The sequence below is a fragment of the Roseateles sp. GW821-FHT09G09 genome (assembly GCF_059415965.1).
The window spans coordinates 398,846-423,215 of sequence record NZ_JBWKOG010000003.1 but is presented as its reverse complement, the minus strand read 5'-3'; the positions used below and the strand labels follow the sequence as shown (position 1 = coordinate 423,215).

Sequence of the window (24,370 nt, the reverse complement as noted above, 5' to 3'; positions counted from 1 at the left end):
CTTGCCGTGCCCCTTGCCGCGCCCATCGAGCCCGCGCTCCACGTGCCGTCCCCGACCGCCACGCCGTCCGCCGCGAGCGGCGCCCCGACCGCGGCCACGCCGCTGTCCACCGCGCCGAACGAGGCGCGCTTCCTCGGCCCCCTCGCTGGCGAGGAACTGCTCTTCCGCCGCCTGCAATGGCGCGAGGAACTCGGCCGGCTGCCCGAGCTGCGCCTGGAGCTGCTGCGGTCCAGCCAGAAAGCGCCGCTGGCCGCGGACAAGCTGCTCGGCCAGCCGGCGGCGGTGGGCCTGCGCCAGGACGACGACACGGAGCGTTTCCTGCACGGGCTGGTCACCCACGTCGAGCGCGGCGGCCACCTCGGACGCTTCGACATCTACCGCGTGCACCTGCGGCCGTGGCTGTGGCAGCTCACGCTGGGCGCGGACTGCCGCATCTTCCAGGACCGCACGGTGCTGGAGATCCTGGACGAGGTCTTCGCCGCCTACCCCGGCGCCGGACCGGTCGAGAAACGGCTGCGCAACGCCAGCTTCGCGCGGCGGCCCTGCACGGTCCAGTACAACGAGAGCGACTTCAACTTCGTCGCCCGGCTGATGGAGGACGAAGGCCTCTACTTCTTCTTCCGCCACGAGCGCGAGCGCCACGTGCTGGTGCTGTGCGACTCGCCGTCCAGCCATCGCCCGGCACCGGTGCCGCTGCGCTGGAACGAGGCGCAGGGGGAAACGATGCTGCGCGAGGACGTGATCCTGCAATGGACCCGCGCGCAGTCGCTGCAGCCGCTGAGCGCGACCGCCACGGACTTCGCGGCCGAGCTGCCCAACGCCGACCTCCGGCGCGACGCGACGCGCCGGCCCGTCGGTCTTACCGCGGGGCGCCTCGAACGCCACGTCTATCCGGGCGGGCATGACGACCTGGCCATGGCGGGCGACCTCGGGCCCAAGCGCACGGCGGGGACGGCGCGCATGCGTCGGCAGGTCGACCGCTTCGAGAGCCAGGCGGTGGTGGCGCAGGGCACGACGCCGTACCGCTCGCTGAGCGTGGGCCAGACCTTCGAGTTCGCCGGGCACGACGACGCCGGCAAGTGGCTGGTGACCGGCGCGATCGCCGACATGGAGTTCGCCGGCTACGAGGCCAACGGCGACGCGCGCAGCACCAGCTACGTGTGCCGTTTCGCCGCCGTGCCCGCGACCGTCGACTACCAGCCGCCGCCGGCGGCGTGGCTGCCGCGCGTGCAGGGCCCGCAGACGGCCGTGGTCACCGGCCCGGCGGGCGAGGAGATCCACGTCGACCGCCACGGCCGCGTGAAGGTGCAGTTCCACTGGGACCGGCTCGGACGACGCAACGAGCGCAGCTCCTGCTGGGTGCGGGTCAGCCATCCGTGGGCCGGCAAGGGCTTCGGCATGGTGGCGCTGCCGCGCGTCGGGGACGAGGTCATCGTCGAGTTCCTCGACGGCTGGCCGGATCGGCCCGTCGTCACCGGCCGGGTCTACAACGGCGCGCAGCCGGCGCCGTATGCGCTGCCCGCGCACGCCACGGTGAGCGGCGTGCGCACGCGGTCCAGCAGGAACGGCGCGCCCGACAGCGGCAACGAACTGCGCTTCGAGGACGCGCGCGGCGCCGAGCACCTGTGGATGAAGGCGGAGCGCGACCTGCATCACTGGGTCGGCCAGGACCAGGTCGACACGGTCAAGCGCGATGCGCGCACGGACATCGGACGCGATGCGGGCGTACAGGTCGGCGGCGGACTGTCGGTCGCGGTGGAGAAGGACACGCGGCTGAAATTGGCGGGCAACACGCACGCGACGCTGGGCGCGGACCTCCGGGTCGGCGTCGGCGGCAAGGTGGACGCCTCGATCGCGGGCGGTCTGACGCTGAAGGCCGGCGGGCCCGTGTCCATCGACGCCGACGGGCCGGTGGAGGTCGCGCTCGGCCAGGGCGCGCGCGTGACGGCGACCGGCCAGGTCAGCGTCCAGGCGATGGCGCTGACCCTGGAAGCGCAGGCGACTCTCAGCCTGCGCGTGGGCCTGTCCTTCATCACCATCGGGATGGAGGGCGTCTCGATCTTCGGACCGCAGATCAAGCTGTTCTCGGGCACGCCGCCCCTGCCCGCGATCCCGGCCGTGCCCGGCGTGCCCGCCACGCCCACGGCGCCCGACCCGCTGCCGGCGCATGTGGATCCGCTCGGACCGAACGGCGGTGCGCGATGAGCGAGATCCCCGAGGTGCGCATGGGGCTGAGCCGCCCGGCGGCCGCGGGCGCGCCGCGGCGTTACGTCCACGACGCCGACGGTTGGCGCATCGTGTCGGGCTCGGAGGAGGTAGACCCGGTCTGGCGCTCCACGGGCGGGGTCGCCCTGCCGGAGCGGCTCCACGCGCTGGCGTCGTCCGACGGCGCCGCCGTGGCGAGCTGGCGCGCGCAGGTGCAGGGCCCGCAGGCGCAGGAGCCGCAGGACACGACCGCCACCACCCTCACCTTGATGGGCATGACCGGGCCGACGCGACGCGAGCGCGGCACGACGCTCGACATCGAGCATCCGCTGGCGGTGCCCGCCGTGTTGCCGCCGGGCATCGCGGCGTCCGCGCCGCAACAGTTCGCGCGGCTGTCGATCGATTGGACGGCCGACGACCGGAGCGCGGATGGTCACAACAGAAGCAACAGCAACAGCAACAGCAACAGCAACAGCAACCGCAGCGGCAGCGGCAGCGGCAGCGACAACAAGGCTGACAGCTGGCTCATCACCTTGCCCGACGAGCAGCGGTTGCTGGTCTGGGCCCGCTCCGGACAGGACGGCGGTGCCGCACCGACACCGGCGCCCTCGCAGACCCGGGTGCGGGTCGAGTCCGACGGCCGGGTGCTGGATCCTGGTTCGTGGCGGGCGGGCTTCGCTGCGCTGGACCGTCGGATCGCCGAGGCGATCGACCGGCTTGGCGAGCGCTGGCGGTCGGCCGAGGCCGTCTCGTCGACGCGAATCGAAGCGCGGCCCGCGCTGCTGGCCGCCGAGAGCGGGGTCGCCTGGGGCTATCGCGCGGGCGCGTCGCTGGACCTCGCTCCGACGATGCACATGACCGGTCATCTGCAAGGAAACCTGTGTCGCTGGGACCTGTCGTGGCACGGTGTCGTCGACATCGCCGGAGCGCGTGCGCGTGTCCGCATCGACGTCGTCGACGATCCGGCGCTGGCGGATTTCCGCCGTGACTGGGACCTGCCGTGGTCCCACGACGCCGACCCCGCCGTGCTTCCCTGGGTGCCGATGCGGCTGCCGCTGCGGCTGAAGTTCGAGCCGCTGGCGAACGCCACGGGCGCATTCGTTTCCGACATCGACTGGGCGGGCAAGCCGCCGGCTCTGGTCGGAGGCGTCGGCCTTCGCCCGTCGGCACGGGGCAACGGCCTCGAATGGGCCGTCACGGCGACGCTCGATCCGATCGCCGTGCGGGTCGGACTGAGCGCACCCTGGTCCGGCCGCCGGGAGCAGACCCTGGACTGGCTGCCCGCGCTGCCCCTCGTCGACTGGCGGTGCGACGCATGAAGCGCCTGCTGACCCTGCATCTGCGCACCGGCAGCTGCGCGGCGGAAGCCGCGCTGAACGGCGTCGCACTCGCGCGAGTGACCGCGTCCGGCGCGACCGCCCTCCCCGTGCACGAGTTCCTGCTGCGCGGCGTCAATCGGCTGACGCTGCGCGTCGATACAGCCAGCTTGGAAGCCTTCGACGATGCGAATCCGGCGAACGCCGCCGTGGAACTCCGCCTCGCCGGTTCCGCCGATCGGCAACTCGCCAAGGTCGACTGGACGATGCAGACGCCCGTCGACGTCGATGTCGACGTGGACCTGCCGATCGACTTCCCGCGCTGGCGCTGGCTCGACGCGCCGTCTCTGCCCGTGGCATCGCAGGACGCCGTGCGCGTGCGCGCGCTGCAGTGCGTGCGGGAGCGCGTGCTCGAGTTCCGCCGCGGCGTCGCCGACGGCTGGTTCGCGCTGACGCGCCTGGCGATCGAGGAACGCGCCCTGGCCTACGGCGGCGACGTGCGCACGACGCAGGCCGCGTTCCTCGACCACCTCCGCGCCGCGCCGGACGGCCGCCCCTGGTCCTGGGCCTGGCCCGCGGACGAGGACTTCGTCCTGCGGCCCGACGCCGACGGCCGGCTGCTGAGCTGCCTGCGCCGCGCGGGCGGTCCCGCGCTCGAGGCGCGCTCGCGCGACGGTCGCCACGCGTGGTCCCTGCCGCTGCGCCTGGCCTGGATCGACGACCGACTGCACGGACTGCGCTGACCCGCGCCCGCTCCGGACCCCTCCATTTCCCACAGAAGGACATCCCCATGCTGACCCTGACCGTCGTCAACGGCCCCGGCGCGCCGGCCCTGTCCGCCCGCTTCGACGAGCTGGGCGGCACCATCGGCCGCGCCGACTCCAACCTGCTGGTGCTGCCGGATCCCGGCCGCACCATCTCGCGCGTGCATGCGCAAGTGGTCTTCCGTCGCGGCGCCTATGTGCTGCTGGATCGCGGCAGCAACCCGGTGCTGCTCAACGGCGAGCCGCTGCTCGACGGCCCCTCCCGGGAACTCGCGAACGACGACCGCGTGCAGCTCGGCGCGTACACGCTGCGTGTCGACCTGCGCGCGCTGCAGGGCACCAGTCCGGACGCCGACGCGCCGACGGTGCTGGACCTGAACGGACGTGTCGGCGGTCCCGGCCGTACCGGGGTGGCGGGCACCGGCGGTCATGCCGGTCACGCTGCCCGTGACGAGGTCGACCGCCTCATCCGCCCGGTGATCCCCACGCACGTGCCTCCCGAACCGCGGCCCTCCGCCGCGATCGATCCCTTCGCCGCGTTCGTCGATTTCGACGCCTGGAACGATGCGGGGAACGACCCGCTCGGACTGGGTCTGGCTCCCCCGCCCTCGCGGGCCGCTGCGCCGGCGACGCTCCCCATGCCAGCCTCGGACCTCGACGTCCGGCAGGAGCGTCGGGCGCTCGAGTCCATGTTCGGCATCGACGAGGGCGGCCCCTTGGGCGACCCGCTCGGCGATGCGTTCGACGACGCGTTCGGCGATCCGCTGGGTGATCCGCTCGGCAGCGTCACCAGAGCGGACGCGCACGCCGACGACTGGCGCCAGGCCTTTCATCCCAACGCTGCGCCGAAGGACGCGCTCGACGAACTGACGTTGGAACGGCCGGTCCCGCCGACCCGGCCCACCCCGACGGCCTCACCGGTCGCGGTCGCGCCTCCTTCTTCGCCAGTCTCCTCGCCGGCTTCGCCGCCCGTCGCTGCACCTGCTCCTGCCACCTCGCAGCAACCGCCCCTCGCCGCAGCGGACGAGGTGGCCGCCGCGCTCGCGCAGGGCCTCGGCCTGCCGCGCGACCAGTTGCCCGTGCTGACGCCGGCCCTGGCGCTGCTGATCGGCGAGCTGCTGCGCGACGCCGTCGCCGGCACCGTGGACATGCTCCACGCCCGCGCCACGCTCAAGCGCGAGGTGCAGGCCGCCGCCACCATGATCGCCACGCGGGACAACAACCCGCTGAAGTTCTCGCCCAACGTGGACGTCGCCCTGCGCCACCTGCTACAGCCCGCCGTGTCCGGTTTCCTGGCGCCCCGCGCCGCGATGCGCGACGCGGTCGACGACCTGCGCGCGCACCAGGTCGGCCTGGTCGCGGGCATGCAGGGCGCGTCGTCCCGCGTGCTGCGCCGCCTGGCCCCCGAGCGCATGGCCGAGCGGCTGCGCGCGCCCTCGCTGCTCGACAAGGCGCTCCCGATGCACCGCAAGGCCGCACTGTGGGAACGCTTCGTCGACGAGTACGAGCGCCTCGGCCAGGAGGCGGACGAGGCCTTCCAGGCGGCCTTCGCCCAGGCCTTCTGCGCCGCCTACGAGGAACATTTCGAAACGCTTCGGCAGGCCGGGCGCTGAGTTCAGGGCGCCCGCGGCCGCATCCGTCCGGACGCGGCCCCCGTATGTCCTGGCATCTCCCGCGATGTCCGTCCCGTCGTCTTCGTCCCGTGACGGTCCTCCCGGCCTCCCCGTCCACTTCACACCGCTCATGACCTGGCACCACAAAGTCATCTGGACGGAGGGCATGTTCCTCCAGCCGCAACACTTCCAGCAGCACGACCGCCACCAGGCCGCGCAACACCTGGCCCGCATGACGGCCGTGACGCCGCACGCCCGAGGCTGGCTATCGCTGCAGCTCGACGGCGGGGCGCTGGCGCTGGGCAAGATCGCGCTGCAGTCGGGTCACGGCCTGCTGCCCGACGGCCTGGCCATCGATCTGCCCGGCGACGATCCGGCCCCGGCCGCGCTCGACGTGCCCGCGGACGCGCGCGACGAGCTGGTGGTGCTGGCGCTCTCGCTGCCCCGTCCCGGCGTCGCGCAGACCGACGCCGAGGGCGCGGCCGGCGCGATGGCGCCGCGCTACCGCGCGCACGAGGCCGACGTGCCCGACGACAACGCCCACGCGCCGCGCGCGGCGCGGCTGCAGCTGGGCCGGCCCCACCTGCGGCTGATGCTGGCGCGCGACTGCGGCGAGGGTCAGACCGTGCTGGGCGTGTGCCGCATCGCCGAGCGCCGTGTCGACCAGCAGGTGGTGCTGGATGCGACGTACGTGCCGCCGACGCTGGACGCCCTGCGCAGCGAGCCGCTGCTGCGCTGGATGCGGGAACTGCACGGGCTGCTCAAGCAGCGCGGCGACACCCTCGCCGCCCGGCTGACCGAGCCAGGCCGCGCCGGCGTCGGCGAGATCGCCGACTACCTGCTGCTGGGCGCGATCAACCGCCATGAGCCGCTGCTCGCCCAGCGCCTGTCCGGCGGCCTGCTGCATCCGCGCGAGGTCCACGCGGCGATGGTCGCGCTGGCGGGCGACTTGGCCGTATTCGGCGATTCGCGCCGCCCCCAGCCGCTGCCGGCCTACGACCACGACGAGCTCGCCCTGTGCTTCCCGCCGCTGATGGCCATCCTGCGCCAGGCGCTGTCCATCGTGCTGGAACAGGGCGCCATGCCCATCGCGCTGCAGGAGCGCAAGCACGGCGTGCGCGTCGCGCTGGTGCCGGACGTGGAACTCCAGCGCAGCGCCCAGTTCGTGCTGGCGGCCTCCGCGCGCATGCCGGCGGAGTCGCTGCGCGCGCGCCTGCCGTCGCAGGCCAAGATCGGCACCGTAGAGCACATCCGCGACCTGGTGAACCTGCAGCTGCCCGGCGTCGCGCTGCGCGCGCTGCCAGTGGTGCCGCGCCAGATCCCCTTCCACGCAGGCTTCCATTACTTCGAGCTGGACACGCGCGACAGCGACCAGTGGCGTCAGCTCGCCCAGTCCGGCGGACTGGCCGTGCACATCGGGGGCGAATTCCCCGGTCTCGAACTCGAACTCTGGGCGGTGCGCGCATGAACCGAGATCTCGACATCGGCCTCGGATCCCACCTCGACCATGACGGCCGCGACCCCTTCGCGGCGCTCGATGCGGCACGGCAGCCGTTGGCGGACGGCCGCGGGGCGTCGTCCGCGACGCCGGCCGCAGGACCGGGCGCCTGGCGCGACGCGGAACCCCTGAGCTTCGAAGCTCGGCCCGACGCCGGCCTCGAACCGCTGATCGCGGCGGCGCAGCCGCTGCTGGCCGCCGCGCCGCGGCTGCGTCAGTCCGCACGGCAGGAGGACCCCGCCGCGCTCAAGAGCGCGCTGGCCGACGGCCTGCGCCGCTTCGAGCAGACCGCCGCGCGCCTGGGCGTGACGCGCGACCGCGTGCTCGCCGCGCGCTACGTGCTCTGCACGGTGCTGGACGAAGCCGCCGCCTCCACGCCCTGGGGCGGCAACGGCGTCTGGGCGGCCAACAACCTGCTGATCCAGTTCCACGACGAAACCTGGGGCGGCGAGAAGGTGTTTCGCCTGATGCAGAAGCTGGCGACCGACGTCGCCGCCAACCGCGATCTGCTGCAGCTGATGTACCTGGCGCTGGCGCTCGGTTTCGAGGGCCGCTATCGCGTGGCCGACCAGGGCGCGGCGCAGGTGCGCCATCTGCGCCACCGGATGCACGAGCTGCTGACCAGCCGCGCCGAAGCGGTGCCGACGGCGCTGTCGCCCGTCGGCGTGCCGCGCGCCGAGGCCGGCAACGCCGCCTCGCGGCTGCGGGACGGCGTCTCCGTCTGGCTGGTCGCCGCCGTGACCGTCGCCGTGCTCGCACTGAGTTTCGGCGGACTGCGGCTGGCACTGTCCGACCGCACCCAGCCGGTGTTCGCGACGCTGGCCGCGCTGGACGCGCCGGCGCCGGCCCGCGCCGCGCCGCCCGCGGCCGAGGCGCCGCGCCTGGCCGGATTCCTCCAGCCGGAGATCGCCGCAGGCCTGGTGACCGTCACCGACCTGGCCGACCGCTCCGTGATCGTCATGACCGGCGACCGCTTCTTCGACGCCGGCAGCGCCACCCTGGATCCCTCGCTGCGTCCGCTGCTGACGCGCATCGCCGAGGCGCTGCGCCCGCTGCCGGGCCAGGTGCTGATCACCGGCCACACGGACAGCGCGCCCATCCGCACGGCGCGTTTCCCCTCCAACTGGCACCTGTCGCAGGCGCGCGCGGAGTCGGTCCGCAACGGCCTGGCCGAACGCGTGCCGGCGACGCGCCTGCGCGCCGAAGGCCGCGCCGAGGCCGAGCCCGTGGCCGACAACGCCACGCCCGCCGGGCGCGCCCGCAACCGCCGCGTCGTGATCACCCTCTGGGTGAAACAGCCGACCCCCTGACCCCGTTGCCGCCATGAACCGAGAAGAGAAATTCCTGGCCGTGCTGCTGCACGGCCGCACGCAAGCCCTGATCGCGCTGGCCGCGCTGAGCGCGCTGATCTGGTGGGCCGGCCCGCTGGTCGGCATCGGCGACGCGCGGCCGCTGGACACGCCGGCCGCGCGCGTCGCCGCGATCGCCGCGGTGCTCGTCGCCGCGGCGCTGGTCTTCGGTTGGCAGGCCTGGCGCCGCCGCCGGGCCGAGCGCTCGCTGCTGAACGGCCTGCGCGAAGGCGAGGCCGGCGCGGCCGAACGCAGATCCGCAAGCGAAACGCAGGCGCTGACCCAACGCTTCGCGCAGGCGCTGCAGCTGATGGACCAGAGCGCGCGGCGTGGCCGGCGCTGGCCCTGGTCGCGGCGCCGCAACCTGTATGCGCTGCCCTGGTACCTGTTCATCGGCGCACCGGGCTCCGGCAAGACGACCGCGCTGACCAACGCCGGGCTGAACTTCCCGCTCGCGGGCCAGCTCGGCCAGGGCACGGTGCGCGGCGTCGGCGGCACGCGGCATTGCGACTGGTGGTTCACCGACCAGGCCATCCTGATCGACACCGCGGGCCGCTATGCGCTGCAGCAGTCGGACGCGGCGGCGGACGCGCAGGGCTGGGGCAAGTTCCTCGCGCTGCTGCGCGCCACGCGGCCGCGCCGTCCCATCAACGGCGTGCTGCTGATCGTCAACGTGCAGGACCTGCTGCTGCAGGACGCCGAGGAACGCGCCGACCATGCGCGACGGCTGCGCGCGCGGCTGGAGGAATTGCACGACCGGCTCGGCGTGCAGGCGCCGGTCTACGTGCTGGTGACCAAGTGCGACCTGCTGGCTGGCTTCGACGACAGCTTCGCGGCCATGGCGCGCGAGGAGCGCGAGCAGATCTGGGGCTTCCCGTTCCCGGCCGCCGACGGCGGCCAGGCCGGTGCTCGTGCAGGCGCTCAGGGTGGTGCTCTCGGCGGCGCCGCGCGCGGTCAAGCCGCAAGCGCCGGCGCGGAACTTCCGGCCGCATTCCTCGCCGGCTTCGACGCCCTGTCCGAGCGGCTGCGGGCGCAGTTGCCCACGCGCCTGGAGCAGCAGCCCGACCTCGCGCGTCGGGCCGCGATGTTCGCGTTCCCGACGCAGTTCGCCGGACTGCGCGATCTGCTGGGACATTTCCTCGGCGAGGTCTTCGCCACGCCGGCGGGCGAGCGCGCGACGACGCTGCCGCGCGGCGTCTACTTCACCAGCGCGACGCAGGAAGGCACGCCCATCGACCGCGTGCTGGGCACGCTGTCGCGCCGCTTCGGCATCGCGACGGCGTCGCCCCGCGCGGACGTCGCGGGCGGCGCAGGCGGCTCAGCGACTGGAGCCCCGGGCAAGGGCCGCAGCTACTTCCTGACCGGCGTGCTGCGCGACGTCGTCTTCGCCGAGCAGGACCTGGTCGGCGCCAGTCCCCGCGCCGCGGCGGCCCGACGTCGCCTGCGCCGGCTTGCCTTCGCCGCGCTGGGGCTGGGCGCGGTCGCGGTGCTGGCCGGCTGGACGGTGTCGACGATGCGCAACCGCGCCTACGTCGACGAGGTGGCGGCGCGCCTGCCCGCGCTGAGCGCCGACGTGAAGGCCTTGGCCGCAGACGACGCTGCCGGCACGCGCCGCCTGCTCCCGGTGCTCGACAGCGTCGAGGCGGCGCCGAGACCGGCGGACTTCGAGATCGGCGATCCGCCGACGCTCAACACGCTGGGCCTGTACCAGGGCGACCTGCTGCAGGCCGGCATGCGCATCGGCTACGGCCACCTGCTGGAGCACGCGCTGCTGCCGCGCGTGGCGCGCCGGCTGGAGGAACGCCTGCGGGCCGCCGATCCCGCGCGCCCGGCGCAGCAGTACGACGCGCTCAAGGGCTACCTGATGCTGCACGCGCCGCAGCGCTTCGACGGCCCCTGGCTCATCGACTGGGTGCTGCAGGACGAGGACGAGGCGCTGGCCGGACCCGCCGGCTCCACGCAGCGCGCTTCCTTCGAGCACCACCTGCGCGCCGCGCTGGCGCAGGGCGTGCCCGCGCCCGTCGCGCCGCGCGACGACGCGCTGGTGGCGCGGGTGCGCGAGCAGCTCGCGGCCTTCCCGCTGGAGCAGCGCGTGCTGTCGCGCATGCAGCGCCAGCGGGCGGTCGCGGACGTGCCGGAGTTCACCGTCGCCTCCGCCGTGGGCTCCGCCGTCGCGCAGGTCTTCCAGCGCGCCAGCGGCCAGCCCTTCACGCGCGGCGTGCCGGCGCTGTACACGCGCACCGGATACGGCCGGCTCTTCCTGGCCGACGCGCCCCGGCAGACGCGCCTGCTGCTCGAAGAAGAGCGCTGGGTGCTGACGCCCGCGCCGACCACGACCACGACCACGACCACGACCACGACCACGACCACGACCGCAAACGCAAACGCGGGCGTCCCTTCAGGCTCGACGTCCTCGCCCGCAAGGACCGACGTGTCCGACGCCGCCTTCCTCGATGCGCTGCGCCGCGTGGGCGTGCTGTACGGACAGAACTACATCCGGAACTGGGACGGCCTGATCGGCGATCTGAAGCCGGTCCGCGTAGATTCGCTGGACCGCGGACTGGCGGTGGCGCGCGTGCTGGCCTCGCCGGACTCGCCGCTGCCGACGCTGATGCGCGCCGCCTCGCGCGAGACCCGCCTGGGTCCCGATGCCGCGGAGGCGGCCAAGCGTTCACCGGCGGAGCTCGCCCTCGCGGGCAGCGCCGAGGCCGCCGTCAACGGGCACTTCGCCGCGCTGCAGCGGCTGGTCGCCGGCCAGCCCGCGCCCATCGACGAGGCCGGTCGCCTGTTCAACGAACTGCTGCTGCAACTGGCCGCAATCGACGCCGCGCAGAAGAGCCGCAGCGCGCCGCCCCCGGTGGGCCCGGCGGTCGGCGCGGCCCGCGCCGCGGCCGGCCTGCAGCCAGAGCCGGTGCGCGGCCTGCTGGAGGCGCTGTCCGACGTCGGCGCCAGCCAGGGCCGCGTGGCCGAGCGGCTGGGGCTGTCCAGCGACCTGCGCCCGGTGACGGACTTCTGCGCCCGTACCGTGGCCGGTCGTTTCCCCTTCACCTCGACGGCGCGCGCCGACGGGCTGCCCGACGACCTGGGCCAGTTGATGGGACCGGGCGGACTGATGGACGACTTCTTCCAGCGTCGCCTGGCCTCGCTGGTGGACACCGGCAGCTCGCCGTGGAGCTTCCGCCCGCTGCCGGACGGCCGCAAGCCGGGCGGCGGCGCTGGACTGGTCGAGTTCCAGCGCGCCGCGCGCGTGCGCGACGCCTTCTTCAAGGGCGGTGCCCGCGCCCCCGCGGCCAGCGTCACGGTGCGGGTCGCGGAGCTGACCGGATCGCGCGAACTGCGCCTGGAGGTCGACGGCCAGCAGCTCAGGTTCAAGGGTCCCGAGTCGGCGCCGCAGACGCTGACGGTGCCGGGCCGCACCGGCTCGCAGATCAAGCTGTCCTTCAACAACTCCGCGACGCAGACCTTCGACGGCCCCTGGGCCCTGCTGCGCCTGATCCAGCAGCACGAGGTCGCCGCGGACGGCAACCCCGAGCGCATGAGCGTCACCGTGACCATCGACGGCCGCAAGGCCCGGCTGGAGCTGATCGCCGGCAGCGCCGTGCATCCGCTGCGTTTGCGCGAGTTCGGCGCCTTCCGATGCCCGGAGGGCCTCTGATGTCGATCGCGTGGTTCGGCAAGCTGCCCGCGATCGGAGACTTCGCGCACCGTCGACTGGACCTGGACACCGTCGAACGCCTGGACGCCTGGCTCTCGGAGGGGCTCGCGCAGCGCATCGAGGCGGCGCCCGATGCCTGGCTGGCCGGCTACGACCATGCGCCGCGCTGGCGCTTCGCCTGGGCCGCCGGCGTGCTGGCCGACGAGGGCCCGTGGAGCGGCCCCTTGTGCGGGGTGCTGCTGCCCTCGCGCGACCGCGTCGGGCGGCGCTTCCCGCTGATCGCGCTGCGGGCGATGGCGTCGCCGATGTCGCCGGCCGCGCACGAATGGCTGTCGGGTCTCGAGTCGGTGCTCTGCCTCGCCGTGACCGAGGCCTGGTCCATCGCGCAGCTGGAGGAGTCGCTGAGCCTGCTCGACGACATCGCGCCGCTGCATGCGGACCTCGCTGCCGTCGTGCAAGGCCGGTTGCCGCCCGGCCGCACCTGCTGGGCCGCGTCGCCGGTATCCGTCGGCGACGCGACGGCCTGGCGCAGACATCCGGGACTGCCGGTCGGTACCGCCTTTGCGCGATTGATCGCCGCGCCCCTCAGCCTCACGAACGATTCTGGAGATTCACATGACCGCCCCCTTGAATGACGATCCGACCGGCGCCGCGCTCGATGCCGGACGCCTGGACGCCCCCATCCCCACCTGGAACGCGCGTCGGCCGCTGCGCATCGCGTTGATCGGCGATTTCGGCAATGGCAATGGCAATGGCAATGGCAATGGCAATGGCAATGGCGGTGGCGGTGGCAGCGGCAGTGGCGCGCTGTCCGCGCGTCGCCCGCGCCGGATCGATTTCGACACCTTCGACGAGGTGATCGCGCAGGCCGATCTGAGTTTGGAGGTCGCGCTACCGGACGGCAAGTCCGTCGCGCTGAGCATCGCCGCGCTCGACGACCTGCATCCCGACGAACTGCTCCGCCAGTTCCCGCGCGGCAGCGCAACCCCCGACGCGCTGCGCGCGGTGTTGATGCATCCCGAGCTGCGGCGGCTGGAATCCGCCTGGCGGGGCGTCGACCTGATCGTGCGCGAGCTCGGCCCCGGCGCGGCGCTTGAGATCCATCTGTTCGACCTGGGGGCCGAGGCGCTCGCGGCCGACCTGGACAGCGCCGGGGATCTCGCGCAGACCGCGCTGTATGCGTGGCTGGTCCAACGCCCCTCCGAGGACGCGGACGGCGGCTATGCCGCGATCGCCTGCCTGCACGACCACGACGCGACGCCGGCGGATCTGACCCGGCTGGCGCGCCTGGCGCGGATCGCCGCGCACGCCGGCGCGCCGCTGTTCACCGCGATGTCGACCGACGCGCTGGCGGACCGCCGGCATCCGCCGGAAAAGCCCGTGCGCGCGGCCTTCGCCGCGTTGCAGGCGCGACCGGAGGCCGGCTTCCTGTGCCTGGCCGGGCCGCGCTTCCAAGTGCGCCACGTCTATGGGCGCGCCACCGACCGGATCACCGCGTTCGACTTCGAGGAATTCGATCCGCGCCTGGGTCTGCGCTCGATGTGCTGGGGCCATCCGGCGCTGGTGGCGCTGCTGGCCTGGCACCGCGGCGGCGACTTGATGCTGCGCGACCGGCCGCTGCACGTCGTGCGCGACGCCGACGGCGACCAGGTCGCCCTGCCCTGCACGGACCGCCTGATCCGCGCCGACATGGCCGTCACCCTGCGCGACTTCGGCGTGCAGGCGCTGATGGCCGCGCGCAACGAGCCGGCGCTGCGGGTGCTGGGCCTGGCCGCCGTCGACGGCACGGCCTTGTCGCGGACCGGGCCCAAGCCGGTCTTGAAGACAGGCGGCCACACGGCGCAAGCCGATGGGCAAGGGGCGGCGCAAGGAACGGATCAAGACCTGGCACCGCAGGGCGCGACGAGCTCCTCGCCTGAGTCGTCGTCCGAGGCCGCCGAGGGCGGCGCGCTCGGCGCGGACGACGCCCTGGAGGCGCTGCTGGACCGCTTGCATGCAGAGTCCGCGGCGGGCGACGCGGACGCGAGCCCCGCGCCGTCCGAGGCCCCGGCGCCTGCCGCGGCCGAGGACGAGATGGACGCGGAGCTGGCCGCGCTGTTGAAGTCGCTGGAGTAAACGTCCGCGAGACGCCGCCGAGCGATCGACGGGAGTCCGCCGGGACAAGCTCCGGCAGAGCGTCCTCCGGCGGCGTTACAAAAGTTTCCATCTCGGCTGCGTCCATGCGGCGGCCGTCTCCGTAGGTCTTCATGAATGCGATTGCATCGATCGCCCCGGTCGGCGCAATCGCCATGACCCCCTGCCGAGACAGCACCCATGAGCCGCATCGACACCTCGTCCGGACGCACCGGAACCCGCCCGGGCACAAGTTCCGGATCATGCACCCAGCCGGGAGTGCGCGCCCTGCCCTGGTACCGCCTGCCCCACCTGAGCCTGCTGCTGAAGTTCAACGTGATCTTCCTGGCGGTGTTCGTCGTGGGCCTGGCGGTGACGGGCATCCTGGCGCGCCAGTGGCTGCAGGCCAGCGCGCAGGAACAGGTCGCCGACCGCGCGCGGCTGCTGATGCAGAGCGCAAGCGCGGTCAACCGCTACACCGCGGAGCACGTCCGCCCGCTGCTGGAGGGTCAGCTGCGCGAGCGCTTCGTGCCTGAGGCGGTGCCGGCGTTCTCGGCGCACGAGGTGCTGGCGACGCTGTCCAAGGCCTACGAGGACTACAGCTACAAGTCGGCGATGCTCAACCCGACCAACCCGCGCAACCGCGCGGTGGGCTGGGAGGAGGACGTGATCGCGCAATTCGCGCGCCGGCCCGCGCTGACCGAGTTCGTCGGCCGCCGCGAGATCCCCGGCGGCGAGGCGCTCTACATCGCCAAGCCGATCCGCATCGCCAGCGCGGCCTGCCTGGGCTGCCACGCCTCGCCGCAGACCGCGCCGCCGACGCTGGTCGCGCGCTACGGTCCGTCGAACGGCTTCGGCTGGCGGATCGGCGAGACCCTGGGCGCGGAGGTCGTCACCGTGCCGATGGCGCTGCCGCTGAAGCAGGCGGCGCAGACCTTCTGGCTGGTGATGGGGGCGTTGACGGCCGCGTTCGTGCTCACGGGCGCGGCGCTCAACCTGATGCTGTGGCACCTGGTGATCCGGCCGGTGACGCGCCTGGCGCAGATCGCCGACCGCGTGTCGCTGGGCGAGGACGCGCCTGACTTCGAGGTGCGCTCCGACGACGAGATCGGCGTGCTGGCCGCGTCCTTCGGCCGCATGCGGCGCAGTCTGGACCAGGCCATGGCGATGCTGGAGCGAGGCGCATGACGGCCAGGGACGCGGCCGGCGCGGGCGCGCCGGCCTCCGCGTCGACCGGGCTGCCGTCGCGCATCGGCAAGTACCTGGTCCGCGGGCGGCTGGGCGAAGGCGCGATGGGCGTGGTGTATCGCGCCTTCGACCCGCACATCCAGCGCGAGGTGGCGGTGAAGGTCATCCGCCGCCATGTCGAGGACATCGCCGAGGACGCGTCCCGCGAAGACTCGCTGGCGGCGCGCTTCCGCAACGAGGCGCGCGCCGTCGGCCGCATCGCGCATCCGGGCGTCGTCACCATCCACGATTTCGGCGAGGTCGCGCCGGCGCAGGTCGCCATCGCGGGACCGCGCGGCAGCCTCGGCGCGAGCCTGGGGGGTTATGCCTTCCTCGTCATGGAGCTCGTCGACGGCCGCGGCCTCGACCGGGTCCTCAAGCACGAGATGCCGACGCCGCCGCTGGCCTGGTCCCTCGGCGTCATGGACCAGTTGCTGGGCGCGCTGGCCTGCGCGCACGGCCAGGGCGTCTGGCACCGCGACATCAAGCCGGGCAACCTGCTCATCACGCGCGACGGCCGCGTCAAGCTGACCGACTTCGGCATCGCGCGCATCGCCGACCGCCACCTGACGCAGGCGGCCTCGCAGATCGGCACGCCGGGCTACATGGCGCCGGAGCAGTACCTCGGCGGGCCCATCGATCACCGCGCCGACCTCTTCGCCTGCGGCGTGCTGCTGTACCGGCTCGCGACCGGCCGCATGCCCTTCAGCGGCGCGCCCGAGGCGGTGATGTATCAGACGCTCCACCAGGAGCCGCCGACGCCGAGTGCGCTGCGTCCGGGCGAGCTGCCGACCGGCATCGACGCGATCGTGCGCCGCGCGATGGCCCGCGAGCCGCGGGACCGGTTCGCCGATGCGGCGGCGATGCGCGCGGCGCTGGAGGAGCTCGCGGCGCCCTCGCAGGCGGCCGCGGACGGCGCCGACGATCGCACGCTGCTGCTAACGCGTCCCGCGAGCACCGCCTTGGCGCCGACCCTGGCGATGCCCTCGCGCGGGGGAACGGGCGGTGCGGTAACAGGCTCGACGGGATCCACCGGATCCACCGGATCGATCGGCTCGTCGGCCGCCCGCCCGGCCGGCGTGCTCGATGCCACGCTGGTGTCCCGGGTCGAGCGCGCGCTGGCGACCCACATCGGCCCGCTGGCGAAGCACCTCGTGTCCAGGGACCTCGCGCGCAGCGGCAGCGTCGAGGACCTGTCGCGCTCGCTCGCGCGGCACATCGCGGACGCGCCGGAGCGCGAGCAGTTCATCGCCACCACCGCGGCGCTCGCCGCGGCGGCGGCCAGCGGCGAGCTCGTCGACGCCGGGCACGGCACGTCCGGATCGGGCACCGTGCGCCGCACGATCCTGGTGGATGCGTTTCCGGCGCAGCACGCGTCGGCGTCGGCTTCGGCGCCGGTCGATGCCGCTCGCAGCGAGGACGCGGACGACGCGCTCAGCGACACCTATCTGCGCGCGATCACCGAAGCGCTCGCCCTGCAGCTCGGCCCGATCGCGCGGCTGATGGTGCAGCAGGCCGCGCGCGGCGCGGCCGATCGTCCGACCTTCCTCGACCGTCTCCAGGACACCGTCCCCGAGGCGGGCCCGCTCGTCGCCGAGCTGCGCGACGGACATTCGCTTCCCTCCAGGACGTCCCCATGAAATACAAGGTCAGGTTCTCCTACGCATTCCCGGACAAGGTCAAGCCCAAGCGCTTCCAGCGCGACGTCGACATCGCCGCGGACCTGGAGTTTCCTTTCCCCAAGCAGATCGACGAGGCGGTGATCGCCCTGAAGGCTGCCGACCCCGAGGCCTACAAACACCTCAAGGAGCAGCAGTTCGAGACCTACACCGGCTTCGCGCCGGCGAAGTTCCAATCCGCCTTCGACGCGCAGATCCGCAAGAAGATCGACGCCAACTTCGTCGACTACGCGAGGAAGGTCGCCCGGCCCGATTTCGACGAGCGGCAATGGGACAAGCTGCTGACGCTCTTCGAGGCCCGCCAGGTCGCCTTCCTCAAGGAGTCCTTCGCCCAGGACCTGTCGGCGATCGTCAAGGACACCTACGAGAAGCTGGAGCGGTTGAAGGCGAAAGCCCCGAAACCCGATGAGTCCCGGCAGCTCGACGCGGACCAGGCCTTCCTGCTCTGGTGCGGCCGCAAGCCGGTCAGGTTCAGGAAGGTCGAGGACAAGTTCTACGACGACCACATCAAGCAGAACGTGAGTCGGCAATTCGCCTTCGACTGGGCCGTGGAGCGATTCAAGAGCAACCGCGTCACGACCAGTTCCGTGGTGGACATGTCGCCTGCGGCGCTGCTCAACAAGGCCAACGGCGGCAAGGCCTATCCGACCGTCTATCGCGGCGTCCAGCAGATCGCCGTCAAGGTGAGCTGCGACGTGTGGACGATCAGGCTGCAGGCGCACGACGACGTCGTCGGCAAGAAGGCCCTGGAGCAGTTCAAGAAGGAGAACAAGCTGAACGCGCAGGCCCGCGACGTCTGGTTGTCCGCCGCGGAGATCAAGACGAAGACGCAGGACTTCTACGTGATGGGCCGCTGGGAGCCGGAATCGGGCGAGGCCGAGCTCTATCACTACCAGGATGCCGGCGCCAAGCCGGCGCTGAGCATGCTCAAGGAGTACCTGCGCTGGACCTACTCGCACAAGGAGGGCCGGTTCGTCGGACCGTCGCGCGACGGACGTTGAATCTCCGCCACCTGCTTCCACTTCGCTGCCCGCTCGCCCGGCCCCCACTCTCTCAACGCCCGATCACCATGCTCCACACGAAAGTCACCGATACCGCCAAGACCAAGGTCTATCTGTTCTCCTACGACCTGGGCGCCAGACTCGCCGGCGCCCGCAAGCTCGAGGCCATCCACCTCCCGGACGAGCTGCCGCTGGAAGTCGCGCTCGAGCTCGACAAGAAGCAGGTGGAGACCTTCAAGAATCCGCTGAACCTGGCACTGCTGGACCGCAAGCTCGACGCTTTGAAAGAGAAGTACGTCGACGAGATCCATCAGGCCTTGCTGGACGCCAACACCAAGGTCCTGGAATACGTCGAGGAAGGTCTCGCCAACGAGATCGCCGGTCAGTTGCCCGTCTGGAACGCAGACTTCCTGAACGAGCTCAAGACCCTAGAGACGCGGTTCGAGAAGAAGGCCGCGGACGCCGTCCTGGCCTTCCTGTCAACCATCGCCATGGACAAGAAGGCGCTCCGCAGTTTCCACTGGAGGGAACGCTTCTCGATCCTCGTCCCGGCGAGCGGGCTCATCATCGGCGTGGCGATGCTGGCGACCGCGCCGTTCGCCGGCCCCATCGCCATCCCCGCGATCTACGGTGCCATCAAATCCGGCGTCAAGCTCATCAACAACACGGCGCTGATCTTCGAGGAGATGGAGAAGACGATCGAGGAAGCGCAGACCTCCGCGGAGGCATTGGTGGAGAAGTACCGACAAGCCGAGTCGTTGCGCGGCGGGCAGGCTGCGGGAGAAGCCGCGAAGGTCGCACTGAATTCCTTGACCGGCCTCGAAGGCGGAAAGTTCGGCGCCACCACGATCAAGCGTGCCATCGAGCTTCTGCAGGCGGCCAAGGGAAAACGACTGGACATCCACCGGGATGCGACCCGCCTGGCGCAGCGGATGGAAGGCGGGCTGCGGGAGCTCCCCCAGCTGGGGGCCGAGATCCTCCAGTACGCGGCCAAGCGGAAATCCGGCGAGGCGGAGCGCCGGCGGGTCGAGGCGAATCTGAAGTTCGAGGAAAAGCTCCTGGAGCGGCAGATCCATCTGCTGCTCACCTCCGCCATCGGCCTCCAGGAGCGCAGCGATGCCGCCGCGACGCGCATCGCCAGACTCCAGGAGCTGATCCTGAGCCTGCAGCCGCTCACGGATGGCAAGCGATGGGTGGCGTTGGATGTCACGCTCAAGTCAGTCGAGATCGGCCTGGCATTCGCCGACCCCAAGCCCATCGAGATCGCGAAAAACCTGACCCCCGCCGCAGGACTGCTTGTGACCGAGGAGATCGTCGCCCGGGTGTTCAAGGGTACACCGCTCGTGGATGCGAAGGCCGTGGCGCCCGCGGAGCAGCTCTGACGGGACTTCTCCGCGCTCCCATCGAGGCGTTTCATCCTGTTGCGGGTTTGCCGACATCCGTCCGCACCGGTTCGGCGTAAGTCTCCAGGTCTCGATGCGCCACCCCGGTGCCGCATGCCCCGACCCGGGGCTCACGAGACGACAAGTGCCAGTCAACGGGCACCACCACGTCAAGGAGACCCCGATGAACCTCAACCCGCCCCTCGCCCCGATCGCCCCCGCGCTGCGCCTGCACGCGCCCCATTCCTTCAAGGCGCTGCTCGTCGCCGCCGCCACCGCGTCCGCCCTGTTCATCGGCATCGCGTCCGCCCACGGGCTGCGTCAAGAGCGCCTGGACCGCCAGGATCGCGCCGCCGTCGTCACGCTGGCTCCGGTCGTCATCCACGCCACGCGCGAGCAGCTGCCGACCGTCTTCATCCACGGCCGGCGCGACCGCTCCGTCGACGACCGTCAGATCGCGGAGCTCTGAGATCCCCATGGCCACTGTGATCTTCGCCAGCACGCCGGCCGTTTCCGCCGTGCGTCCGCTGCTCGCCGTCGCCGCGTCGCTGGCCCGTCGCGGCCGCCGCGTCTACTTCCTGGCCGCCCCCGCCTTCCGCGAACTGGTCGAACGCGCGGGGGTCGTGTTCGTGCCGATGGGCCGCACCGGTTCACCGGGCGGGCCGGACGCGCGCCTCGCCGCCGAGGTCGTCGACCGCCGGCCATCCGACGACGACCTGCCATCCCTGTGCGCCGAGCTCCGCGACCGCCACATCGATCCGATCGCCGATCAGCACGCGGCGCTGCAGGCGCTGCTGACCCGCATCGCCGGCATGGCGCCCGAGCCCGAGCTTCCTGTGCTCGTGCACGACACGATGTTCCTGGGCGCGTGGCCGACGCACCTCGGAGCCGAAGGCCGTCGCTTCGGCACCGTGCTGGCCTTGGGTGTGACGCCGCTGCCCTGGCCGACCGTCGACGCCGCGTCGCTGGTCGATCTGCAGGCCGATCTCGACCGCGTGCTGTCGCAGTGCGGCGCCAGGACGGCCGCGCCGCTGCTGCTCGGCGGCGTGACCACCCTGCCGGACTGCTTCCTGCAGTTGAGCATCAGTGCCATGGAACGTCCCACCCGCGGCACGACGCACGGGGTGACCTTCGTCGGACACATCCCGCCGACCTGCGGCGACCGGGGCGACGACGGCCTGCCGCCCTGGTGGCCGGACCTGGACACGGCCCGCCCCGTGGTGCTGGTGACGCCGGGACCGACGGTGGGCGGCGATCTGGACAGGCTCACCCGCGCCAGCCTGCACGCGCTCAGACACGTCCCGGTGCTGATCGTCATGGCTGTGGACTGGGACGCGGCACGCTTCGGTCCGCTGCCCGATCACGCCCGCGCGGCGGCGAACCTGCCGCTGGCGGCCCTGCTCCCCTTCGTCGACGTCGTGATCAGCAACGGCGATTTCGACGATGTGCAGCACGCGCTCTCGCATGGCGTGCCCGTGATCGTGGCCGCGGACAGCGGTCCGGCGCATGAGGTCGGCCGCTACGTGGCCCAGGCGCAGGCAGGCGCGCACTTGGCGTCCAGCCTTCCCAGCAGCGACGCACTGCGGGAGACCGTGCGATCGGTCGTGGACTCGGCGACCGCCCTGGCGGGCGCGCGCGCGCTGCGCAACGCCTATGCCAATCACGATGCGATCGACACGGTGACCGGTCTCCTCACGCCGCGCCACGCGCGCAGTGGGTTCACGCTCTGATCGACGCCAGCAAGCTGGTCGGCGCCGCCGCGACGCCGGCGCCGCGCGACGACGCCGCGCCATCGCTGCCGATCCTGGTAATCGGCGCCGACGGCTTCGTCTTCAGTCCGGCCGGTCTGGTCGCCCCCACAGCGCCAGCACCGCGCTCGCCTCCAGCCACGCCGCGTAGCGCTCCTGAGACCAGCCCGCGTTCTGCGTCAGACGGATCCATTGATCCGGGATCGTCAGCAACCACAGGAAGTCGATGAGTTCGTCCCGATCGGTGCCGGCCGGTAACGGACGGCGGCTCGCAAGGATGTCGACGAACCGGCGTACCTCGGCGCGCTGCCGGCCGATCAGCGCGTTGAACTCGACCGCCACGACGGGGTCGTTCTCCGACGCCTGCTCGTAGGCCCGCCAGACCCGGGCCACGTCGCCATTCTTTCCGGCGATCCACCGGACCACGCCGCGGGCCGCCTCGGCCGCGTCGGGATGGGCCATCAGCACGGCCGGCTCGGGCAGGTCGAGCAGGGGCACGTCGTGGTTGTCGCCGCTGAAGGCGCGCACCAGGGCCGCGCCGAGCAGCGCGGCCTTCGGACCGAGCGCGTTGACCGTCTCCACCGACACGCCGGCGCCTTCGGCGATCGCGCGCATCGTGGTGCCCGTGTATCCCTTGGACTGGAAGCACTCCAGCGCCGCGCGCACGACCTGCTCCCGTGTCCGCGCGGCCGCCGCCTGCCGGACCTCCGATTGATAACCCCTCGTCGCGCTCGTCATCTGGACGCTCCCTCGCCGGCCGATGCATAATTCAATACATCAGCAATGTACCCAATATGAATTGCCACCATCAGCTGTCTTCCGGAGTTCCCATGTCAGCCATCGTGTTCGCGGCCACCCCCGCAGTGGGCCACCTCGCGCCGCTCCTCGTCGCCGCGTCGGCGCTGGTGGAGCGGGGGCATGAAGTCTATGTGCTCACCGCATCGAAGTTCGAGGCCGCCGTGCGCAAGAGCGGCGCGCAGTTCGTGCCCCTGCTGGGCAAGGCGGACTTCGACCCGGCAGACCCGTCGACCTTCCCTGAACGCGCCCTGCTGCCGGGCGGTCCGGCGCAGTTGGACTTCGACCTGCGGCACATCTTCACCGACGTGATCCCGGACCAGTTCGAATCGCTTCGACGACTCCTGGCCTCGCTCGCGCAGCGTGGCGCGAAGGTCGACTGGCTGTTCCACGACAATCTGTTCCTGGGGACCTGGCCCGGCCTGCTCGGCGCGGACTGGCCCCGGCCGCGCCAGGTCGTGGGGCTGGGCGTCACGCCGCTGGCCCTGAGCAGCCGGGACACCGCGCCCTTCGGTCTGGGGCTGCCGCCCGACGCCTCCCCGGCCGGCCTCGAGCGCAACGCGGCGCTCAACCAGCAGGTCCGCGGCATGCTGGCGGGCGCGCAGGATCACCTGATCGCGACGCTGGCCGCCGCGGGCGCCACGCAAGCCCCGCCCTTCTTCTTCGACGGGACGGTCAGCATGCCCGACCACTACCTGCAGCTCTGCATTCCCGAGCTCGAGTACCGGCGCAGCGACGCGCCCGGGCACCTGCGTTTCATCGGTCCGCTGCGCGCGCCCGACCGCTCGTTCGAGCCGCCCGCCTGGTGGCATGAACTGGACGGCGATCAGCCCGTCGTGCTGGTCACGCAGGGGACCGTGGCCAACCACGATCTCGGCGAACTGGTGTGGCCGACGCTGGAGGCCCTGAAGGATGAGCCGGTGCTGGTCGTCGTCGCCACGGGCCGGAGCGTCGCCGACGTCGGACCGGTTCCGGACAATGCCCGGGTCGTCGAGTACGTGTCCTTCGAGGCGCTGCTGCCCCACGTTCGAGTGATGGTGAGCAACGGCGGCTATGGCGGCGTTCAGCAGGCCCTGTCGCATGGCGTTCCCGTGCTGCTGGCCGGGGATACCGAAGACAAGGTCGAAGTCTGCGCCCGGTCCGCGGCGACGGGCGCAGCGCTCAACCTGGCGACGCGCCGACCGAGCGCCGAGGCGTTGCGGACCGGCGTTCGCGCGCTCCTGGACGATCCGTCCTATCGGTATCAAGCGGCGTTGCTGCGCGAGGCCTATGCGCATCACGATGCCGTGCGGACGATCGCGGACCTGCTGACCGGCACTGCGGAGGACGGGCGATCATGACGACCCGCGCGAACTCGAACGCGAGCGCGGCCGCCGACGCCAACGACTGGTCGAGCGCGGTCCGCTGGCGGCAGGAGGATCCGCTGGCCGGTCTCCTGCGCCGGATCCGGCACCAGGACCAGGACGCCTTCGACCAGCTTCACGCGGCGACGAGCCGCTACCTGTCGAGCGTGGCCGTGCGCAGGCTCGGCGACGAGGCGCTCGCCGAGGAAGCCTTGCAGGAGGCCTATCTGAGCGTCTGGATGAACGCTCACCAGTTCGATCCGGCGCTCGCCAGCGGCATCACCTGGCTGCTGAACATTGTGCGCAACAAGGCGATCGACATCGCCCGCCATCGCGGGCGTCATCCGGCCTCCGTGGACTGGGAGACGGACGAGGCGCGCTGCCTGCCGGACTTCAGCGTCGACGTCGAACGGGAGGTCATCCGCGCGCGCTTGACGTCGCGGCTCGCGGACTGCCTCCACGAACAGCGGCCGACGCAGCGCCAGATCCTGGCGCTGGCCTATGTCCGCGACATGCCGCAGACCGCCATCGCGCAAGCGCTCGCCATGCCGCTGGGCTCGGTCAAGGACCAGGTGCGTCGCGCGCAGCATCAGTTGCGCGCCTGCCTCGAAGAACGGACGCCGCGCGTCGGCAAGACGCCGACACATCGGCCGATGCCTGAACCCAGCTGCGCGCATTGACAG

General features: G+C 72.3%; 18 protein-coding genes. 17 read left to right on the top strand and 1 reads right to left on the bottom strand.

The genetic code is table 11. The features are described from left to right. The first annotated feature begins 6 nt into the window (after positions 1-6). The 15 genes from AC07O8_RS10355 to AC07O8_RS10285 all read left to right on the top strand — a co-directional run bounded on the left by AC07O8_RS10355 (position 7) and on the right by AC07O8_RS10285 (position 21,531). Positions 7-2,205 (top strand): type VI secretion system Vgr family protein, encoded by a 2,199-nt coding sequence (locus AC07O8_RS10355; protein WP_495047924.1) that lies wholly within the window; start codon positions 7-9, stop codon positions 2,203-2,205. Beyond that, a complete protein-coding gene (locus AC07O8_RS10350) occupies positions 2,202-3,524 on the top strand; it encodes a hypothetical protein (protein ID WP_495047923.1) in 1,323 nt (440 codons plus the stop codon). Before AC07O8_RS10355 ends, AC07O8_RS10350 begins: the two co-directional genes overlap by 4 nt. Beyond that, positions 3,521-4,264, top strand: coding sequence for a hypothetical protein (locus AC07O8_RS10345; protein ID WP_495047922.1), 744 nt, complete (start codon positions 3,521-3,523; stop codon positions 4,262-4,264). Before AC07O8_RS10350 ends, AC07O8_RS10345 begins: the two co-directional genes overlap by 4 nt. A gap of 47 nt (positions 4,265-4,311) precedes the next feature. After that, complete coding sequence (gene tagH, locus AC07O8_RS10340; RefSeq protein WP_495047921.1) at positions 4,312-5,898, top strand: type VI secretion system-associated FHA domain protein TagH; 1,587 nt, start codon at positions 4,312-4,314, stop codon at positions 5,896-5,898. A gap of 130 nt (positions 5,899-6,028) precedes the next feature. After that, a complete protein-coding gene (gene tssK, locus AC07O8_RS10335) occupies positions 6,029-7,366 on the top strand; it encodes a type VI secretion system baseplate subunit TssK (RefSeq protein WP_495047920.1) in 1,338 nt (445 codons plus the stop codon). Further along, the gene (tssL, locus tag AC07O8_RS10330) at positions 7,363-8,706 is read left to right on the top strand and encodes a type VI secretion system protein TssL, long form (protein ID WP_495047919.1); all 1,344 of its coding nucleotides are present in this window, start codon (positions 7,363-7,365) and stop codon (positions 8,704-8,706) included. The genes tssK and tssL overlap by 4 nt, the downstream gene beginning before the upstream one ends. Positions 8,707-8,719: 13 nt before the next feature. Then, a complete protein-coding gene (gene tssM, locus AC07O8_RS10325; protein ID WP_495047918.1) occupies positions 8,720-12,400 on the top strand; it encodes a type VI secretion system membrane subunit TssM in 3,681 nt (1,226 codons plus the stop codon). Beyond that, positions 12,400-13,035, top strand: a complete 636-nt coding sequence (tagF, locus tag AC07O8_RS10320) for a type VI secretion system-associated protein TagF (RefSeq protein WP_495047917.1) — start codon at positions 12,400-12,402, stop codon at positions 13,033-13,035. Before tssM ends, tagF begins: the two co-directional genes overlap by 1 nt. After that, complete coding sequence (locus AC07O8_RS10315; protein WP_495047916.1) at positions 13,016-14,515, top strand: type VI secretion system contractile sheath domain-containing protein; 1,500 nt, start codon at positions 13,016-13,018, stop codon at positions 14,513-14,515. The genes tagF and AC07O8_RS10315 overlap by 20 nt, the downstream gene beginning before the upstream one ends. A gap of 276 nt (positions 14,516-14,791) precedes the next feature. Beyond that, on the top strand, positions 14,792-15,700 hold the full coding sequence (locus AC07O8_RS10310; protein WP_495047915.1) for a Tll0287-like domain-containing protein: 909 nt from the start codon (positions 14,792-14,794) through the stop codon (positions 15,698-15,700). Continuing rightward, on the top strand, positions 15,697-17,379 hold the full coding sequence (locus AC07O8_RS10305; RefSeq protein ID WP_495047914.1) for a serine/threonine-protein kinase: 1,683 nt from the start codon (positions 15,697-15,699) through the stop codon (positions 17,377-17,379). Before AC07O8_RS10310 ends, AC07O8_RS10305 begins: the two co-directional genes overlap by 4 nt. Beyond that, the gene (locus tag AC07O8_RS10300; protein ID WP_495047913.1) at positions 17,376-18,419 is read left to right on the top strand and encodes a hypothetical protein; all 1,044 of its coding nucleotides are present in this window, start codon (positions 17,376-17,378) and stop codon (positions 18,417-18,419) included. The genes AC07O8_RS10305 and AC07O8_RS10300 overlap by 4 nt, the downstream gene beginning before the upstream one ends. Continuing rightward, positions 18,416-19,801 carry a hypothetical protein gene (locus AC07O8_RS10295; protein WP_495047912.1) on the top strand — a complete coding sequence of 462 codons (1,386 nt, stop codon included), beginning with the start codon at positions 18,416-18,418 and terminating at the stop codon, positions 19,799-19,801. The genes AC07O8_RS10300 and AC07O8_RS10295 overlap by 4 nt, the downstream gene beginning before the upstream one ends. Positions 19,802-19,985: 184 nt before the next feature. Next, the gene (locus AC07O8_RS10290) at positions 19,986-20,270 is read left to right on the top strand and encodes a hypothetical protein (protein ID WP_495047911.1); all 285 of its coding nucleotides are present in this window, start codon (positions 19,986-19,988) and stop codon (positions 20,268-20,270) included. A 7-nt stretch (positions 20,271-20,277) separates the two neighbouring features. Further along, the gene (locus AC07O8_RS10285) at positions 20,278-21,531 is read left to right on the top strand and encodes a nucleotide disphospho-sugar-binding domain-containing protein (RefSeq protein ID WP_495047910.1); all 1,254 of its coding nucleotides are present in this window, start codon (positions 20,278-20,280) and stop codon (positions 21,529-21,531) included. A gap of 102 nt (positions 21,532-21,633) precedes the next feature. On the opposite strand, the gene AC07O8_RS10280 is transcribed toward AC07O8_RS10285, so the two are convergent. Next, entirely contained in the window at positions 21,634-22,287 is a 654-nt protein-coding gene (locus AC07O8_RS10280; protein ID WP_495047909.1) for a TetR/AcrR family transcriptional regulator, read from the bottom strand. Between the two features lie 92 nt (positions 22,288-22,379). On the opposite strand from AC07O8_RS10280, the gene AC07O8_RS10275 reads away from it, so the two are divergent. Next, positions 22,380-23,684 carry a nucleotide disphospho-sugar-binding domain-containing protein gene (locus tag AC07O8_RS10275; protein ID WP_495047908.1) on the top strand — a complete coding sequence of 435 codons (1,305 nt, stop codon included), beginning with the start codon at positions 22,380-22,382 and terminating at the stop codon, positions 23,682-23,684. Next, on the top strand, positions 23,681-24,367 hold the full coding sequence (locus AC07O8_RS10270) for an RNA polymerase sigma factor (RefSeq protein ID WP_495047907.1): 687 nt from the start codon (positions 23,681-23,683) through the stop codon (positions 24,365-24,367). Before AC07O8_RS10275 ends, AC07O8_RS10270 begins: the two co-directional genes overlap by 4 nt. The last annotated feature ends 3 nt before the right edge of the window (positions 24,368-24,370 follow it).